The 16,285-nt window shown below is 69.2% G+C and carries 17 protein-coding genes and 1 tRNA gene; 3 read left to right on the top strand and 15 right to left on the bottom strand.

Features of this window, described 5'->3' with window-relative positions; translation table 11 throughout:
- The 3 genes from LQZ87_RS00995 to serS all read right to left on the bottom strand — a co-directional run bounded on the left by LQZ87_RS00995 (window position 1) and on the right by serS (window position 2,237).
- Window positions 1–85: transfer RNA gene (locus tag LQZ87_RS00995), tRNA-Ser, on the bottom strand.
- Between the two features lie 47 nt (window positions 86–132).
- On the bottom strand, window positions 133–960 hold the full coding sequence (locus LQZ87_RS01000; protein WP_230101579.1) for an HAD family hydrolase: 828 nt from the start codon (window positions 958–960) through the stop codon (window positions 133–135).
- Window positions 957–2,237, bottom strand: a complete 1,281-nt coding sequence (gene serS, locus LQZ87_RS01005; RefSeq protein WP_230101580.1) for a serine--tRNA ligase — start codon at window positions 2,235–2,237, stop codon at window positions 957–959. The genes LQZ87_RS01000 and serS overlap by 4 nt, the downstream gene beginning before the upstream one ends.
- A gap of 59 nt (window positions 2,238–2,296) precedes the next feature.
- Between serS and LQZ87_RS01010 the strand changes: the two genes are divergently transcribed.
- The gene (locus LQZ87_RS01010) at window positions 2,297–3,295 is read left to right on the top strand and encodes a diacylglycerol kinase family protein (protein WP_230101581.1); all 999 of its coding nucleotides are present in this window, start codon (window positions 2,297–2,299) and stop codon (window positions 3,293–3,295) included.
- 23 nt (window positions 3,296–3,318) lie between these two features.
- Here LQZ87_RS01010 and LQZ87_RS01015 read toward each other — a convergent pair whose 3' ends face one another.
- The 3 genes from LQZ87_RS01015 to LQZ87_RS01025 form a co-directional block, all read right to left on the bottom strand.
- A complete protein-coding gene (locus LQZ87_RS01015; protein WP_230101582.1) occupies window positions 3,319–4,062 on the bottom strand; it encodes a hypothetical protein in 744 nt (247 codons plus the stop codon).
- Between the two features lie 21 nt (window positions 4,063–4,083).
- Entirely contained in the window at window positions 4,084–5,538 is a 1,455-nt protein-coding gene (gene cls, locus LQZ87_RS01020; protein ID WP_230101920.1) for a cardiolipin synthase, read from the bottom strand.
- 80 nt (window positions 5,539–5,618) lie between these two features.
- A complete protein-coding gene (locus LQZ87_RS01025) occupies window positions 5,619–5,792 on the bottom strand; it encodes a hypothetical protein (RefSeq protein WP_230101583.1) in 174 nt (57 codons plus the stop codon).
- A 118-nt stretch (window positions 5,793–5,910) separates the two neighbouring features.
- On the opposite strand from LQZ87_RS01025, the gene LQZ87_RS01030 reads away from it, so the two are divergent.
- Window positions 5,911–7,029: a DUF4192 family protein gene (locus tag LQZ87_RS01030; RefSeq protein WP_230101584.1), complete on the top strand. Its 1,119-nt coding sequence runs from the start codon at window positions 5,911–5,913 to the stop codon at window positions 7,027–7,029.
- A gap of 3 nt (window positions 7,030–7,032) precedes the next feature.
- Here LQZ87_RS01030 and lysS read toward each other — a convergent pair whose 3' ends face one another.
- A complete protein-coding gene (gene lysS / locus LQZ87_RS01035) occupies window positions 7,033–8,586 on the bottom strand; it encodes a lysine--tRNA ligase (protein ID WP_230101585.1) in 1,554 nt (517 codons plus the stop codon).
- A 124-nt stretch (window positions 8,587–8,710) separates the two neighbouring features.
- Here lysS and LQZ87_RS01040 point away from each other — a divergent pair, with 124 nt between their 5' ends.
- A complete protein-coding gene (locus tag LQZ87_RS01040; protein WP_230101586.1) occupies window positions 8,711–10,507 on the top strand; it encodes a DUF2207 domain-containing protein in 1,797 nt (598 codons plus the stop codon).
- A 4-nt stretch (window positions 10,508–10,511) separates the two neighbouring features.
- On the opposite strand, the gene LQZ87_RS01045 is transcribed toward LQZ87_RS01040, so the two are convergent.
- Genes LQZ87_RS01045 through folE form a run of 8 tightly spaced genes read right to left on the bottom strand, consistent with a single transcriptional unit; the run spans window position 10,512 to window position 16,284 of the window.
- Window positions 10,512–11,201 carry a DUF2520 domain-containing protein gene (locus tag LQZ87_RS01045; RefSeq protein WP_230101587.1) on the bottom strand — a complete coding sequence of 230 codons (690 nt, stop codon included), beginning with the start codon at window positions 11,199–11,201 and terminating at the stop codon, window positions 10,512–10,514.
- On the bottom strand, window positions 11,191–12,993 hold the full coding sequence (locus LQZ87_RS01050) for a PH domain-containing protein (RefSeq protein WP_230101588.1): 1,803 nt from the start codon (window positions 12,991–12,993) through the stop codon (window positions 11,191–11,193). Before LQZ87_RS01050 ends, LQZ87_RS01045 begins: the two co-directional genes overlap by 11 nt.
- On the bottom strand, window positions 12,990–13,574 hold the full coding sequence (locus LQZ87_RS01055) for a PH domain-containing protein (RefSeq protein ID WP_230101589.1): 585 nt from the start codon (window positions 13,572–13,574) through the stop codon (window positions 12,990–12,992). Before LQZ87_RS01055 ends, LQZ87_RS01050 begins: the two co-directional genes overlap by 4 nt.
- A complete protein-coding gene (locus tag LQZ87_RS01060; protein ID WP_230101590.1) occupies window positions 13,531–14,013 on the bottom strand; it encodes a DUF3180 domain-containing protein in 483 nt (160 codons plus the stop codon). The genes LQZ87_RS01055 and LQZ87_RS01060 overlap by 44 nt, the downstream gene beginning before the upstream one ends.
- Complete coding sequence (gene folK, locus LQZ87_RS01065; protein WP_230101591.1) at window positions 14,010–14,522, bottom strand: 2-amino-4-hydroxy-6-hydroxymethyldihydropteridine diphosphokinase; 513 nt, start codon at window positions 14,520–14,522, stop codon at window positions 14,010–14,012. Before folK ends, LQZ87_RS01060 begins: the two co-directional genes overlap by 4 nt.
- A gap of 11 nt (window positions 14,523–14,533) precedes the next feature.
- Window positions 14,534–14,899, bottom strand: a complete 366-nt coding sequence (gene folB / locus LQZ87_RS01070) for a dihydroneopterin aldolase (protein WP_230101592.1) — start codon at window positions 14,897–14,899, stop codon at window positions 14,534–14,536.
- Entirely contained in the window at window positions 14,900–15,694 is a 795-nt protein-coding gene (gene folP / locus LQZ87_RS01075; protein WP_230101593.1) for a dihydropteroate synthase, read from the bottom strand.
- Window positions 15,691–16,284, bottom strand: coding sequence for a GTP cyclohydrolase I (gene folE / locus LQZ87_RS01080; protein ID WP_230101594.1), 594 nt, complete (start codon window positions 16,282–16,284; stop codon window positions 15,691–15,693). Before folE ends, folP begins: the two co-directional genes overlap by 4 nt.
- Between the last annotated feature and the right edge of the window lies 1 nt (window position 16,285).

The raw sequence follows: 16,285 nt of genomic DNA on the forward strand, positions 1-16,285 counted from the left end.
CGGAGGGCGTGGGATTCGAACCCACGAGACATTTCTGCCCACTGGTTTTCAAGACCAGCTCCATCGGCCGCTCGGACAGCCCTCCATCGACGGACGAATCCGCCGATCAGTGGTCGAGTCTAGCCGCTTTCATTATCGCGGCCTGACCTGGGCACGCCCTGGATGCACCAGCAGCGAGTCCAGCGCATGCGCGAGCCCGCCCTCCTCGACGTCGCCGGTCACCTCTGTCGCAGCATCCTTGACCTCGTCCGGCGCCTGGCCCATCGCGATCGCACGGCCACCGTGCTCCCGTGCCCATCCGAACATCCCGATGTCGTTGCGGCCGTCACCGGCGACGAACACCCGACCATCGGCCAAGCCGAGCTCGGTGTGGACACGCGCCAAGGCGCTGCCCTTGTCGACGCCCTGCGGTGCGATGTCGAGCCACGCCGTCCACCCGATCGCGTACGAAACCTCGTTGAGACCCGTCTCCTCGACGATGCGGTGGAAGTCGTCCTCATCGTGACCGGGCGACACCACGACGACGCGCGACACCGGTTCACCGGCCAGCTCGTCGATCGCCACCTTGCGGCCGCCGTCGAGCGTCCAGTCGGCCAGCTCGCCGGTGAACAGGCGGGTGCCGTCATCGAGTTCGACCATGTAGTGGGCCTCCGGCAGCCGCTCGGTGAGCAGCGAGAGCACCGCGCTCGGGTCGAACGTCTCGACGTGCCACCGCTCCCAACCGCCGTCGACGCGGCGCATCGTGACGGCGCCGTTCGAGCACACCACGAAGTCGGCCACGATCTGCAGCTCGTCCACCCAGCGCTCGGTCGCAGCCCAGCTGCGTCCGGTGGCGATGGTCACGACGTGCCCGGCATCCCGAACCCGTGCGACGGCCTCGGGGACGCCGGGACTCATCGACTCATCCTGCAGGATGATCGTGCCGTCGACGTCGAGCCCGACGAGCCAGGGAGAAGTCACGCCAGCGGCTCCAGAACCTCGAGTCCGCCCAGGTAGGGGCGCAGCACCTCCGGCACGCGCACCGAGCCGTCCTCCTGCTGGTGCGTCTCGAGCAGTGCGACGATCCACCGCGTGGTGGCGAGCGTGCCGTTCAGAGTCGCGACGTGCTCCGTCTTCCCCGCGGCGCCGTCGGTCGCGGGGCGGTGCCGCACATCGAGCCGGCGGGCCTGGAACGTCGTGCAGTTCGAGGTCGACGTCAGCTCGCGGAACGCCTTCTGCGTCGGCACCCATGCCTCGATGTCGTACTTGCGCGCGGCGCTCGACCCCAGATCTCCTGCGGCCACGTCGATGACGCGGTACGACAGCCCGAGCGCTGTGAGCATCTCCTCCTGGAGTGCGACCAGGCGCAGGTGCTCCTCCTCCGCGGCTTCCGGGGTGGTGTAGACGAACATCTCCAGCTTGTTGAACTGGTGCACGCGGATGATGCCTCGGGTGTCCTTGCCGTACGACCCCGCCTCACGGCGGTAGCACGTCGACCAGCCGGCGTAGCGAAGAGGGCCGCCCTGCAGATCGACGATCTCGTCCTTGTGGTAGCCGGCGAGCGCGACCTCGCTGGTGCCGACGAGGTACAGATCGTCGTCCTTGTCGAGGTGGTAGACCTCGTCGGCGTGATCGCCGAGGAAGCCCGTGCCCTGCATGATCTCCGGGCGCACCAGCGTCGGCACGATCATCGGCGTGAAGCCGTTCTGCAGCGCCTTGTCGAGCGCGAGGTTCATCAGTGCGATCTCGAGCCGTGCACCGATGCCCTTGAGGAAGTAGAACCGCGCACCGGACACCTTCGCCCCGCGCTCCATGTCGATCGCGCCGAGCTTCTCGCCGAGTTCGAGATGGTCGCGCGGCTCGAAGGCGAAGACGGGCGTCTCGCCGACCCGGCGCAGCTCGACGAAGTTCTCCTCGCCGCCGGCGGGGACGCCGTCGATCACGACGTTCTCGATGAGTGCGAGGGCGGATGCCGCGGCATCCGCTGCCTCGTTCGACGCCTGCTGCGCCTGCTTGACGCGGTCGGCGAGCTCCTTGGCCTGGGCGACGAGCGCCGCCTTCTCATCCTTGGGCGCCTTCGCGACCTGCTTGCCGAACGCGTTCTGCTCGGCCCTGAGGTCTTCGAAAGCGGTCAGGGCGGCCCTGCGCGATCGATCCGCCTCGATCGCAGCGTCGACGGTGGAGGCGTCGTTGCCGCGCGCTGCCTGCGAGCGGCGGACGATCTCGGGCTGGTCGCGAAGGATTGCGAGGTCGATCATTCCTCAAGTCTAGCCAGCGCTCGCGCCCCATTCCGGGCGTGAGCCGTAGAGTGAACGCCATGACGAAGCCCACGCCGCTGCAGCGCCAGGCGGCCCTCGTCTACAACCCCATCAAGGTCGACGAGAAGCGTCTGCGCACCGCTCTGCGCCACCACTCGAAGGATGCCGACTGGGCGGCTCCGATGTTCTATCCGACGACGATCGAGGATGCCGGTCAGCAGGCGACACACGATGCGATCGCCGCCGGCGCCGATGTGGTGCTGGTCGCCGGGGGCGACGGCACCGTCCGCGCCGTCGCGGAGGCCATGGCGGGCACCGATGTGCCGCTCGCCATCGTGCCGAGCGGGACCGGGAACCTCCTCGCCCGCAATCTCGGCCTGCCGCTGCTGGATCCTGATCGCATGATCCGCGCCGCGCTCGGCGATTTCCGGCATCCGATCGACATCGGCTGGGCCGAGCTCACCCGCGAGGACGGCGGGACGAGCGAGCACGCCTTCGTCGTGCTCGCCGGCATGGGGCTGGATGCCGACATGATCGCCAACACCCGACCCGACCTGAAGAAGTCCGTCGGCTGGGTCGCGTACGTCGACGGCGCCGCGCGCTCCCTGCCGAACGCGAAGCCGTTCCGCATCGTCTACCAGGTCGACGAATCGCGGCTGCACTCGACCAAGGTGCACAGCGTGCTGTTCGCCAACTGCGGCACGCTTCCCGCCGGGATCGCCCTGATCCCCTCGGCGTCGATCGCCGACGGGGTGATGGATGTCGCGATCATCCAGCCGACGGGCCCACTCGGCTGGCTCGGCGTCTGGCGCAAGATCTGGTGGGACAACTCGGTGCTGCGGCGGTTCCGCGCCGGGCGCCTCGTACTGCAGCGCCGAGGAAAGGACGCCTCGGTGCGGTACCTCCGCGGGCAGGCCGCCGAGGTCGCCCCGATCGAGCCGACGGCGATCGAGCTGGACGGCGACGAGTTCGGCCTCGCCGTGCGCATCCGCTGCCGCGTCGCGCAGGGCGCCCTACTGCTCGCGCTCCCGGACGGGCACCCCGTCGACGGGCTCTGACGGCCGCGCGTGCTGTCGTCGATTCAGCCGCGCAGCACGCTCACGGTGCCGTCAAGGTTGTCCCCGACGAGGGTCAGGGTGAAGTCCGCGTCGTCGTCGGTCTCGCTCACACCGAGAACGGTGGCCCGAGGCGCCATGTCCATGGTGCAGACGCGGTCTTCCGTCGTGAAGGTGACCGTGGCGCCGCCCGACGCCTCCTCGACGCCCTCGACGATCGGCGGGCAGCTGGAGGAGCCCCACGTCAGCAGCACGATCCCCTCGTCGTCGAACCAGCCCGCGCTGGGTGCGAACTCGGTCGACTGCCCGGGGACGCCGGTCAGCGCGGCGTTGCCGTCGAGGTCGACGTCGTCCGTGAAATCCGCAAGCGTCACGGTGAACTCGACGTCCTTCGTCGGATCGACCCCTTCGGGCAGCGCGCCGATGCTCGCCCGCGGGGCGAGATCGGAGGTGCACGCCTGCTCCGCGCCGTCGGCGCTCGGAGCATCCACGAGCGTCACAGCGACCCGCTGCCCTTCGGCGGATGCCTCCTCGACGACCGGAACACAGGTCGACGACCCCCAGGTCACGATCGCGAACATGCGCCCGTCGTCCAGCCAGGCCGCCTCCAGGTCATCGTCCGAGATCGGAGCGGTGGACGCCCCGGAGTCGTCAGGAGTGCCGCTGCTCGTCGGCGACTGCTCGCCGGGCGACGATGCACAGCCGGCCAGCAGCAGGGCAGCGGCGAGCGCGGCGGCAGCGGACAGGGCCAGGCGCGACGAGGTGATCATGCGTTCAGGTTACCCCGCGCTCTACTGCAGCGCAGAGGTCAATCTGGCGAGGTTGTCGAGCACGGTGGAGCGCAGCGGCTGCTGCATCCACTCCTCGAGCGTCAGCTCCCGACTGAGCGCGCGGTACTGGTCTTCGACGGCCCTCACCTCGGCGACGAACTCCTCACCGCGGACGAGCATCGACACCTCGAGGTTGAGGCCGAACGAGCGCATGTCCATGTTGCTCGAACCGATCACGGCGATCTCGTCGTCGATCGTCAGGCTCTTGGTGTGCAGGATGTAGGGCTTGCGGTACATCCAGATCCGGACGCCGGCGCGCAGCAGCGCCTCGTAGTAGCTGCGCTGCGCGTGGTAGACGACGGCCTGGTCGCCCTCCTCCGAGACGAACAGCTCGACCTGCACGCCGCGATCGCACGCCGAGCTGACCGCGAGCAGAAGCGCCTCATCGGGAACGAAGTACGGGCTGACGATCATGATCTTCTCCTGCGCGCCGTACAGCAGCGCGAGGAAGAGCCGCAGGTTGTTCTCGACCTCGTACCCCGGGCCGGACGGCACGATCTGGCAGTCGAGGTCGCCCGTGCCGATCTCCGGCGTCGTGATGTCGATCTCGCTGAGGATCTCGTCGGTCTCGCTGTACCAGTCGCTGAGGAAGATCGCGTTGAGGCTGAGCACGATGGGTCCGTCGACGCGCACCATGAGGTCGACCCAGTGCAGACCGCGCTTGATGTTCTTGGGCAGGTTGTACGTCGAGTCGGTCACGTTCTGCGAGCCGAGGTAGCCGACCTTGCCGTCGACCACGAGGAGCTTGCGGTGATTGCGCAGATCGGGGCGCTGCATCCGGCCCTTCAGGGGCTGCATCGGCAGCAGCAGGTGCCAGCTCGCCCCCATCGCGTCGAGGCGCTTGATCGTGGCCCGATAGCGCGGTTTCCAGCGGTTCGCCCAGTGGTCGAGCAGCACGCGGACCGGGATGCCGCGGGCCGCGACCTCTTCCATGGCGCGGAAGAAGTTGTCCGTCGCGGTGTCGGACTGCAGGATGTAGAACTCGACGTGCACGTACTCTTCGGCCGCACGGATCGCCTCCGCCATGGCATCCAGTGACTCCTGATAGTCGCTGATCAGGTGCGCGCCGTTGTCGCCCGAGATGGGCAGGGCTCCGAGATGCTGGTTCATGGCGACGACCGAGCGCAGCCACTGCGGGGCGTGCGGTCGCAGCGTGCCGAAGTGCAGCTGGTCGCTCGTCTCGGCGATGTACTGGTTGATCTGCTCCTGCTTGCGTCGACGCGCACGCGGCAGTCGCGGGTTCCCGATGACCAGGAAGAGCAGCACCCCGATGTAGGGGATGAAGAAGACCGCGAGCAACCAGGCCATCGCCGCGGTCGGGCGCCGATTGCGCGGGATGATGATGATCGCAGTGACGCGGATGGCGATGTCGATCACGAGGGCGATCGCGAGCACCCACCACGGCCACTGGTCCAACGGCTTCACCCCCGGCATCCGGTGTCGGGCGCCGAGTACGGCGCATCTGACTCAGCGTACTGGGTGCCGCTGACGCGCGATCAGGCGCGCGGCGGCAGACCGCGCGCTGCGCGCTCCTCGGCTTCGATCTGAGCGTGCACCTTGCGCTCTGTCCGGTCGAACCGGATGATGCCCCGCACCACGAAGAAGAACACCACGCTGACGGCGACGGTCGGCAGAAGCGACCAAGCGACGGCAGCCCAGAACGTGTCCATGACTCAATGGTACGCGGTCGCCGTGCACGCGGATCCCACTCGCCCTGCACAGCGGGCGATTCGGGCTGAGGGCTGTGAGTGCCGGTTTCCGCGACGCGCGACCGGCCACACTCGCGGCATGAACACAGTCCTCCGAGCCACTGATTCCGCCGACTTCCTCGGCCTCGTCCCGGCGCTGGCCGGCTTCACCCCGCGGCAGAGCATCGTTCTCGTGCCGTTTCAGCGGTCCCGTGCGCACGGCGCGATGCGGATCGACCTGCCGCGCGACGACGTCGAACTCGGTGACTACGCCGATACCGCGATCGGGCTCGTGTCCCGCGTGAGCGGGATGGATGCCGTCGCCGCCGTCGTCTACACGGATGATCTGCCGCTGCACACGCCTGACGGCATGATCCTGCCGCAGACGGTCGCCATGGAGGAGCTGCTGGCCGTCGCGGTCGACACCGGCCTCCACATCGTCGACGCGCTGTGCGTCATGCCGTGCGGCTGGTCGAGCTACTTCGACGACGACCCCGAACTGAACCCGCTGGACGAGATCGAGCAGGGTGCGGAGATCCCCGGCGTCCCGGACGTCTCCGGCGATCAGGATGCCGGGGCCGAACTCCCCGTCGTCGACCTCGCGGAGAAGGAGCGGGTCGGGCGTGCGCTGCGCGAGCTGTCGGAGGTGCTCGCGCACGACGGCGGCACCCACGACGAACGCGAGAATCCTCAGGCTCTCGCGGCCGCGCTGCTGCCCGACGACCTCCCGATGTTCTTCGAGACCGTGATCGCGCGCCCCGATGAGCTGCCGCCGTTCGTGACCGGTGCGCTCCTGTGGTGCCTGGAGCGCCCGCCTCTGCGGGATGCGGCGCTGCTGCAATGGGCGACCGATCTGCCGACCGGCATCCGTGCCTTCGACGCACAGATCGCGTTCTCGACGACGGGTCGGGCTGTGCCCGACGACCTCGGGCAGATGTTCATCGGGCAGGGCGAAGCGCCGGACGCTGAGCGCCTCCTGGTCGCCCTCGACGTGCTCCGGCGCGCTGCCGCCAGTGCGCCTCGGGCATCACGATCGGCGCCTCTGACGCTCGCCGCCTGGATCTCCTGGGCACTCGGTCGCGCGACGCACGCGCAGCACTACCTGAACGCGGTGGGCGAGATCGATCCCGGCTACTCGCTCGCGCGACTGCTGTGCACCCTCATCGACGCCGCGGTCCTGCCGGAATGGACGTTCCGGCGCGGACGCGGCGCCGAGTGAGGGCTACTTGACGAGCGGGAAGAGGATCGTCTCGCGGATGCCGAGCCCCGTGATCGCCATGAGCAGACGATCGATGCCCATGCCCATGCCGCCGGACGGCGGCATGCCGTGCTCGAGCGCCCGCAGGAACTCCTCATCCACGCGCATGGCCTCGACGTCGCCCTTCGCTGCGAGCTTCGCCTGCTCGACGAACCGCTCGCGCTGGATGACGGGGTCGACGAGCTCGGAGTATCCGGTCGCCAGCTCGAACCCTCGGATGTACAGGTCCCATTTCTCCACGACACCGGCGATCGAGCGGTGCTCGCGCACCAGAGGCGAGGTGTCGACGGGGAAGTCCATGACGAACGTGGGGCGCACGAGGTCGCCCTTCACGAAGTGCTCCCACAGCTCCTCGATGAGCTTGCCGTGGATGGCGTGCGGCGGGATGTCGACGCCGCTCTCCTCGGCGAACGCGATGAGGTCGGCGACGTCGTCCTGCGGCGTGAACGTGCGCCCCGCAACCTCGGACAGCGACTCGTACATCGAGATGCGGTCCCACTCGCCGCCGAGGTCGTACTCGGTGCCATCGGCCCAGGTGACAGTGGTCGAACCGGAGACGGCGACCGCCGCCTGCTGCACGAGCTCCTGCGTGAGCTCGGCCATCTGGTCGTAGTCGCCATAGGCCTGGTACGCCTCGAGCATCGCGAACTCGGGGCTGTGCGTGGAGTCCGCGCCCTCATTGCGGAAGTTCCGGTTGATCTCGTAGACGCGCTCGATGCCGCCGACGACGGCGCGCTTGAGGTAGAGCTCAGGCGCGATGCGCAGGTAGAGCTCGGTGTCGAACGCGTTCGAGTGGGTGATGAACGGACGAGCGGATGCCCCGCCGTGCTGCACCTGCAGCATCGGCGTCTCGACCTCGAGGTAGTCGTGCGAACCGAAGGTCGCCCGCAGGCTGGCGTTCACCGCGGCGCGGGCGCGAACGGTGGTGCGCGCCTGCTCGCGCACGATGAGATCGAGGTAGCGGCTGCGGACGCGGCCCTCCTCGTTGAGCTCGGCGTAGGCGTTCGGCAGCGGAAGGATCGCCTTGGCTGCGATCGCCCAGTCGTCGGCCATGATCGACAACTCGCCGCGGCGGCTGGAGATCACCTGTCCGTGGACGAAGACGTGATCGCCGAGGTCGACGAACTCCTTCCAGCGCGCGAGCGAGTCCTCGCCCACTTCGGCGAGCGAGATCATCGCCTGGATGCGCGAGCCGTCGCCGGCCTGCAGCGTGGCGAAGCAGAGCTTGCCGGTGTTGCGGCTGAAGACGACGCGACCTGCGACACCGACCACGACGCCGGTCTCGGCGCCCGCCTCGAGCGCGCCGTACTCCGCGCGCAGCGCGGGGATCGCGTGCGTGACGGGCACGCCGACCGGGAAGGCGCCGCCGCCGGCATCCGTCCGCTGTTCGATGAGGCGCTCGCGCTTGGCGAGACGGACGGCCTTCTGCTCGTGCACTTCGGCAAGCTCAGCACGGCGGATGTCTTCGCCGTCGGCGTCGTCGGGGGCGGGCGTGGGCGCGTCGGGCGCGGTGGTCATGGCGGCTCCTTGGAAGTCGCGTTCGAGTTTACCGGGCGGGGCTGAGCACCCTGCCCGGTGTTCTCGACCTGCCCGGTGTTCTCGACCTGCCCGGTGTTCTCGACCCGCCAAGTACGCTCAAAGCATGCGCCTCCGCTCCCTGATCGTCGCGGCCGTCGCAGCGGGTGCGCTGCTCGCGGGCTCTGCCGCAGCATCCGCCGCACCTGTGCACGCGGACGTGGACGACTTCGACTTCTCATCGTGGGACGCGACCTTCGACGTCGGGATCGACGACGAAGGTCGGGCGACGCTCCACGTGACCGAGACGCGGGTCGCCGAGTTCCCCGAGTCCGACCAGAACAAGGGCATCGTCGCCGGCTTCCCCGAGCGCTACCAGGGGGCGAGTCTGAGCACGAAGATCCTCTCGGTGCGCAACGAGAACGGCCAAGATGTCGCGTACGAGACCGACGAAGACGACGGCGTCCTGTACGTCCTGACCGGCGACGACGAGTACGTCCACGGCCCGACGACCTATGTCATCGAGTACGAGATGCGCGACGTCGTCCTCGCCGCATCCGGGACGAAGGTCGACGAGTTCTACTGGGATCTGCTCCCCCTCGACAGCACGCAGGACATCGGCCGGTTCGACGTGACCGTCCGCTTCGACGAGACCCTCGGCGAGCAGCTGACCGGCGACGCGTCGTGCTACCAGGGCGCAGAGGGATCGACGGCGACATGCGACCTGGTCCGCTCCGGCGACACCTTCACGGTCTCGGCCGATGGGCTGTCGGGCGGCGAAGGCCTCACGATCGCCATCGCGCTCGAGCCGGGCACGATCACGCAGCCGCCGGCCCGTCTGCCCAACGCGGCGACCGATGTCGTCCCCTACGCCGTCGGAGGCGGCGCGGCGCTGCTGTCTGCCGGCGGATGGCTGGCGACGCATCTCATGATCCGGCGGCGACGTCGGGGCACCGGAATCGTTGTGGCGCAGTACGACGTGCCGGACGCCATGCCGCCGCTGCTCGCGAGCACCATCATCCCCTCGGCGAAGAATCCCCTCACGGCGCAGATCATCCATCTCGCCGTGCGAGGAATGCTGCGGCTGGAGGACGTGCCAGAGGAGGGTCAGAAGAAGCGTCGGCCGCGGCTGCGCCGGCTGGATGCTCCGATTCCCGACCCTCTCGACGGCCGCGCGTTGAAGGCGCTCTTCGGCAATGACGAAGCAGGCGTCGTGATGAAGCTGCCGAAGAACAACAAGTCGTTCGCGACCCGCATCCAGGGGCTGCTGACCTTCGCCGCACGCGAATCGGAGAAGCGCGGCCTCACGACGAATGCCCGCAGCACGATCGCGCGCGTCGTGCAGGTGCTCGCCCTCCTGGCGTTCGCCGTCATGCTCGCGCTGCTGATCTGGAGCCTCGCTGCCGGGCGCGACTCGGCCGGTCCCGTGCTGTTCACGACGGTGGCGTGCGCGGCGCTGCTCATCACCTCGAGCATCGTCACGTTCTCCGCCCACACCGTCCTCACGCGCGAGGGCGCGCTGCAGCTCGAGTACCTCGAGGGCGTGCGGGAGTTCATCCGCGTCGCCGAGGAGGACCGGCTGCGGATGCTGCAGTCGTACTCCGGCGCCGAGCGCCGCAGCGACGGGAGCATCGACGTCATCCACCTGTACGAGCGCCTGCTGCCGTACGCGATCCTGTTCGGGCAGGAACGCGAGTGGGGCACCGTTCTCGAGAACGCGTATGCAGGGGCGGGGCAGCATCCGGGCTGGATCGACGGCTCGGGTTTCGCCATCGGCACGCGTCTCGCACTCATCTCGTCCGCCGCTCGCACCTCGTCGGTGTACTCCTCGCCGTCGAGCGGGAGTTCATCCGGGTTCGGCGGATCCGCCGGCGGCGGGTTCTCCGGCGGGGGAGGCGGCGGAGGCTTCTCCGGCGGCCGCTGAAGACTCAGATCACCGGAGGGTCGGATGCTTCGCGCAGCGCGGTCTCGACCGTCGACTGCACGAGCGCCGACAGGTATCCGCCGGGGTTGTCGATGCCGATGCCCCGCAGCAGCGACGTCGACTGCCCGATGATGGCGCGCGAGAACTCGGATGCCGTGGCGATGGCCTCGGCGTAGGCGGCCCGGTCGGCCTCGTCGATCACGACCGGTTCGCAGCCGAGCTCGACCGCGAGCGCCTGCGCGATCGGCAGCACCGGCGCCGGAGCGGTCACGGCGGCGAAGCTCGCCTGCAGCTGGCGCAGATCGATCGACGTGCCGGTGAAGGCGATCGCCGGATGCACCGCGAGAGGAATGGCGCCCGAACGCTGCGCCGACTCGAGCACGCCGATTCCGTACGCCGGGTCGGTGTGCAGCACGAGCTGCCCCGGCTGCCACGCCCCGAGCTCCGATAGTCCGTTCACGAGTCCGGGCAGCTCGTCGTGCGGCACTGCCAGTATCACCAGCTCGCTGCGCCGGAGGATCTCCTCGGCATCCAGCACGGGAACGCCCGGAAGGATGCCGGCGACCCGATCGTCGTCCGATCCGCTCGTGATCCCCGTGATGGCGTGTCCGGCGCCGCCGAGCGCGGCGCCGACCACCGGACCGACGCGACCGGCGCCGATGATGCCGACGCCGAGACGGCCGTCACGCCTCACGCGACTCCTCGCCGCCGGCAGGACCAGAGCCGCCGATATCGGCCGAGAAGCGGTGCCCTGGGTCCACGGTGCCGTCCACGACTCCGTCGTTCATCGCAGAGGCGTTCACTGCGGAGGCGTCCACTGCGGAGGCGTCCACCACGTACTCCTCCGACGCCCAGCGGTGGCCGTGATCGCGCTGCACGGCAGCGGACGCGCGATGCGCGATGTCGCCCAGCGACCCGTTGATGACCGCGCTCTCGATGCCGACGACCTCGCCGAGCACGGGACCTGTGACATTGTGCGCCTTCAGATATCCGACCCTCTGGAGGCGGTCGATCGGCCCCTGCTGAGCGGAGATCCCCTGCAGCCGCGCGAGGGGGAACACCGCGAGCTTCCGCCACATGACGCCGCGGCGCAGCATCAGGGCGAAGTCGGTCACGACGAATCCGTGGCGCTTCCAGGAGAAGGGTCGACGCCACCAGGCGCGCCGGGCCATGACCTGGTACGGGTCGTTCTGCTGCGGGCCCTGGATGCCGTGCTCCCAGACGAACGGCCGGTCCTCGACGGGGAGGTCGGGAAGGATGAGCTCCATCACCCGCTGCACGTCGGCCGCGACGCCGACTGGCAGCACGATGTTGAACTGCTGCGCGGTGCTGGACTGCTGCTGGGACAGGCTCTTGCCGCTCATGCGATTGATCTTGATCGCCCACCAGCCGAACGGCCGCCACAGCAGCGACTGCGTGACCTCCGCGGCGAAGATGCGGCCCGGTGGGATCGTCTCGGTGATCGTCGTGAACAGACCGTAGGTGATCCGCACGCCGTCCGGGGTCGGGGCGATCGAGTAGCGGAGCGACTTCGAGATCTGCGCCCAGGTGATCGCGACCGCAGCGATCACGAACGGGATGCCGATGCCGAGCGAGATCCCGAGGACGCCGAACCAGGCATCCGGGCCGCCGTCGGACAGGATCGCGGGGACCGTGAATGCCATCGTGATGCCGAACAGCACGAGGAAGAACAGCAGCCACAGCACGCCGGAGAGCAGTTGCGCCCCGACGAGTCGCCCGGTGGGGATCTTCACGACGCTCTCCGGAGCGATGTCCGCGAGGTCGACGCCCTCGATGAGCCCGGTCACACCGTGGTTCATCGATCCGACGAGCTGCGTGCGCAGGTGCCCTGGTGCGGCGGGGGCCCCACCGGCCTGACGGGCGGCACGTGCGGCACGCGCTCCGGATGCCAGTCGCAGGATGTCCGCGCGCACGCCCTCGGCCTTGACGGTGGTGAGGTACTCCAGCGGCACGTTCGCGTCGGTTCCCGCTCCGACGACCTCGAGCTTGGCCATGCCGATCAGCCGCGCGGGGAACGGACGCGTCAGGTTCACGCCCTGCACGCGGTCCAGCGGCGCACGCCGCTGCGAGCGGAAGATTATGCCCTTGCGAACCTCGACGTGCTCCTCCGAGATCCGGAACTGCTGGAACCGCCAGACGACCCAGAACACGGCGATCAGAACGATGAGCACGCCCAGCACGGACCCGAGCGCGATGAGGATGAGGTTGTTCGACAGCACCCAGTCGACCGGGTCGCCGCCGGAGAAGTCCTCGACGTGCGCATCTGGTGCGAACAGGTTCACACCCCAGTAGATGATGCGGTCACGGAAGCTGTTGAGCACGATGCCGGCCACGATGATGAGAACCAGCCCGCCCTTGAACAGCGGGGTCAGCGGGTGCAGCCGGTGCCACTCGCCGTCGGCGAGTGATTCCTCCGCCGGCGGGGGCGTGGGGAGGGTCGGAAGCGGCTGCTCTGGGATGCTCACAGGCCGGTCCGGCGGGTCTCTGCGACGTCGATGAGGGTGTCTCGCAACGCCTCGGCTGCGGCCTGGGTGAGTCCGGGGATCTGCACGCCCGTGGTGGCTGCGGCGGTGACCATCTTCAGCTGCGATACGCCGAACGCGCGGTCGAGAGGGCCGTGCGTGATGTCGACGAGCTGCATGCGTCCGTACGGCACTGCGATGATCCGCTGCCAGAGGATGCCCTTGCGGAAGACGATGTCATCCGCTCGGAGCATGTAGCCGATCGCCCTGGCCTGCCGAGGCAGGATCGCGAGGGTGATGAGAGTGACCGCCGCGAGGATGCCGGCCGGGATCCACACCCAGGTCTGGTGGAGCACGAGTGCGAGGACGAGCGCGACGATGACGAGCAGTCCCAGCAGGATGCCGTTTTGAACGAACTGCGAGGTGACGTACCGCGGCGAGATCTGGTGCCACTTGCCGTCGAGGTCCAGGCGCCCCGCCCCTCGAGGCTCGCGCAGCTTCTCGTAGGTCCCCTCGTCGAGCACCGGATGCTCGGGCCGATCAGCGCCCGTCGTCGATGGCGGGGTCATCGGATTGTCGGTCATCAGGATCCTTCGGCAGAGTGCAGAACTGTTCGGCGACGAGGGCTGCGACCACGAGTGCGACCGCACTCGCGACAAGCGCTGCCATCGCCACAATCGACCCTACCTGGGGTGTCACCGGACGCGACAGAAGGAAGATGAGCAGTCCTGCTCCGAAGCCCGCGACGATCGCTCCGAGCAGACTGGATGCTCTGGCCAGAGTCGCCGCACGCATCGCGCTGAACGGGTCGATCCTGGTGCGGGACTTCCCGCGGACGCTGCGCCGCACGGGCCACGCGAGCCCCAGCGTGGCAGCCGCGAGCAGCAGGAGCAGCAGCGGGAGGAACCCGGACGGTGCGAACGTCGCGCGTCCGCCGGCCGTCAGCAGATGATCGACGAGGTAGCCGATCCCGCCCCCGCCGAGTGCGAGGACGATGAGGACGGGCTGGGACGTGCGCTTCATCCGCGCAGCGCCTCGACGAGATCGGCGACCCGGCCGTGGCCGGGAAGTTCGGCGTCGGGGTCGAGGTTCAGCCACGGCTCGAGCACGAACAGCCGCTCCGCCGCGCGCGGGTGCGGCAGCAGCACGTGCTGATCATCCGAGCGCAGGTCGCCGAACGCGATGAGATCGAGGTCGAGGGTGCGATCGCCCCAGCGCTCGTGGCGTTCGCGGCCGTGCTCCTCCTCGATGGCGTGCAGGAGACCGAGCAGCACCTGCGGCGCCAGCCGAGTGGTCACCAGCGCGACAGCGTTGACGTAGGCCGGGGCATCCGGGTCAGGGCCGTCCGGCCGCAGCGCGACCGTCTCGTGCAGGTCAGACAGGCGCACCTCGTCCACGAGCGGGAGGCGGGCGATGCGCTGCACGGCCTGCCTGATCGTCTCGGCCCGGTCACCGAGGTTGGCTCCCAGCGCGACGACAGCGGTCACGGCATCCCGACCGGGGCGAGGATCCGGCGGCGTGATCGGCGGCATCCGAACCATGGTCAGGCTCCGTTCCGGTCGCGGCGGATGGTGACGGCGACGTCGGTGAACGTCAGCGCGATCGGCGCATGCGGCTTGTGCACGGTGACCTGAACGTCCTGCACTCGCACGTCGGCGAGGACGGTGTCGGCGATCCGCTGCGCGAGGGTCTCGATGAGATCGACGGGTTCGCCGGCGACGACGGCCGCCACCTTCTCGGCGAGTTCGCCGTAGTGCACGGTGTCGCTGACGTCGTCGGATGCGGCGGCCGCGGACAGATCCAGGTGCAGCCGCAGGTCGATCGTGAACTCCTGGCCGTTCTCGCGCTCGTGCTCGAACACGCCGTGGCGACCGAAGACCGTGAGTCCGGTGAGGGCGATCTCGTCCATTCACCCCTCCCAGGCGTGCGCGATGGCGAGTGCGTCGCGCGTCGCAGCGACGTTGTGCACGCGAACCGCCCACGCACCGGCTCGAGCGGCCAGAGCGCTCGTGACGGCGGTGGCGAGGTCGCGGCGCTCCTCGGACGCACCGTCGTCGCCGAGCGTTTCGGCGAGGAACCGCTTGCGCGACGTCCCGATGAGCACGCGGTGTCCGAGACCGACGATGTCGTCGAGCCCGCGCAGCACGTCCCAGTTCTGGCTGCCGGCCTTGGCGAAGCCGATACCAGGGTCGAGGATGATGCGCGACGGGGCGATGCCGGCACCCGCCGCCTCGGCGACGCGCTTGCGCAGCTCGCCGGCGACGTCGCGCGAAGGACGCAGGTACTCGGCGCGGGCGTACATGTCGGAGGACGGACCGCGCCAGTGCCCGATCGCGTAGTCGGCGCCGGATGCCGCCACCGCAGCGAGCATGTCAGGATCGGCGAGTCCTCCGGAGACATCGTTCACGATGCGCGCTCCTGCCCGGACGGCGGCCGCTGCCGTCGATGCATTGAGGGTGTCGATGCTCACGACGATGCCGCGCGCCGCCAGCGCCTGGATCACGGGGAGGACGCGCTGCTCCTCGACCGCCGGGTCGACGCGCTCGGCGCCGGGCCTGGTGGATTCGCCTCCGATGTCGAGCACGTCGGCGCCGGCATCCTGTAGCGCGAGGCCGTGCGCGACCGCGCGCTCCGGATCGATGTACCGGCCGCCGTCGCTGAACGAATCGGTGGTGACGTTGACGATGCCCCAGATGTCGGTCATGCGCGGTCGCCTCCCCCGATGAGTGCGATCAGCTCGGCCCGTGCTGTGGGCTCGGTGTACTCCCCGCGCGCTGCGATCGTGAGGGTGGAGGCATCCGCCTGGCGGCCTCCGCGCATCGTCACGCAGCCGTGCACGGCATCCATCACGACGAGCACGCCGCGGGTGTCGAGGTTCTCGTCGATGGTGTCGGCGATCTGCTCGCCGAGGCGCTCCTGCACCTGCGGGCGGGATGCGAGAGTCTCGACGACCTTCACGAGAGCGCCGAGGCCGACGACCTGCTCACCGGGCAGATACGCGATGTGCGCGTGACCGGCGAAAGGCAGCAGGTGGTGCTCGCAGACCGAGCGGAAGCGGATGTCGCGCAGCAGCACGGCTCCGGACGGAAGAGTCTCCGGCGCGGGGCCCCTGGACACGCTGATCGTGTGGGCGAGCGGGGCGGCTGCGTCCGCGCCGACTCCTGCGAAGAACTCGTCGTACAGCTCGGCGACGCGCGTCGGGGTCTGCTTGAGCCCAGGGCGGTCGGGGTCCTCGCCGATCGCCTCCAGCAGCTCTCGGGTCAGCCGCTCGATCCGTTCCCGGTCGACGGCCACG

This window comes from Microbacterium sp. Bi121 (assembly GCF_918698005.1).
Lineage (GTDB): Bacteria > Actinomycetota > Actinomycetes > Actinomycetales > Microbacteriaceae > Microbacterium.

What these genes read in the sequence shown, in the direction of transcription:
- folB (WP_230101592.1), bottom strand. Translation starts at nt 14,899, where the DNA reads ATGGACGAGATCGCCCTCACCGGACTCACGGTCTTCGGTCGCCACGGC.
- LQZ87_RS01055 (WP_230101589.1), bottom strand. Translation starts at nt 13,574, where the DNA reads ATGACCGACAATCCGATGACCCCGCCATCGACGACGGGCGCTGATCGG.
- folK (WP_230101591.1), bottom strand. Translation starts at nt 14,522, where the DNA reads ATGCCGCCGATCACGCCGCCGGATCCTCGCCCCGGTCGGGATGCCGTG.
- serS (WP_230101580.1), bottom strand. Translation starts at nt 2,237, where the DNA reads ATGATCGACCTCGCAATCCTTCGCGACCAGCCCGAGATCGTCCGCCGC.
- folP (WP_230101593.1), bottom strand. Translation starts at nt 15,694, where the DNA reads ATGACCGACATCTGGGGCATCGTCAACGTCACCACCGATTCGTTCAGC.
- LQZ87_RS01015 (WP_230101582.1), bottom strand. Translation starts at nt 4,062, where the DNA reads ATGATCACCTCGTCGCGCCTGGCCCTGTCCGCTGCCGCCGCGCTCGCC.
- LQZ87_RS01025 (WP_230101583.1), bottom strand. Translation starts at nt 5,792, where the DNA reads ATGGACACGTTCTGGGCTGCCGTCGCTTGGTCGCTTCTGCCGACCGTC.
- lysS (WP_230101585.1), bottom strand. Translation starts at nt 8,586, where the DNA reads ATGACCACCGCGCCCGACGCGCCCACGCCCGCCCCCGACGACGCCGAC.
- LQZ87_RS01030 (WP_230101584.1), top strand. Translation starts at nt 5,911, where the DNA reads ATGAACACAGTCCTCCGAGCCACTGATTCCGCCGACTTCCTCGGCCTC.
- LQZ87_RS01010 (WP_230101581.1), top strand. Translation starts at nt 2,297, where the DNA reads ATGACGAAGCCCACGCCGCTGCAGCGCCAGGCGGCCCTCGTCTACAAC.
- LQZ87_RS01060 (WP_230101590.1), bottom strand. Translation starts at nt 14,013, where the DNA reads ATGAAGCGCACGTCCCAGCCCGTCCTCATCGTCCTCGCACTCGGCGGG.
- LQZ87_RS01040 (WP_230101586.1), top strand. Translation starts at nt 8,711, where the DNA reads ATGCGCCTCCGCTCCCTGATCGTCGCGGCCGTCGCAGCGGGTGCGCTG.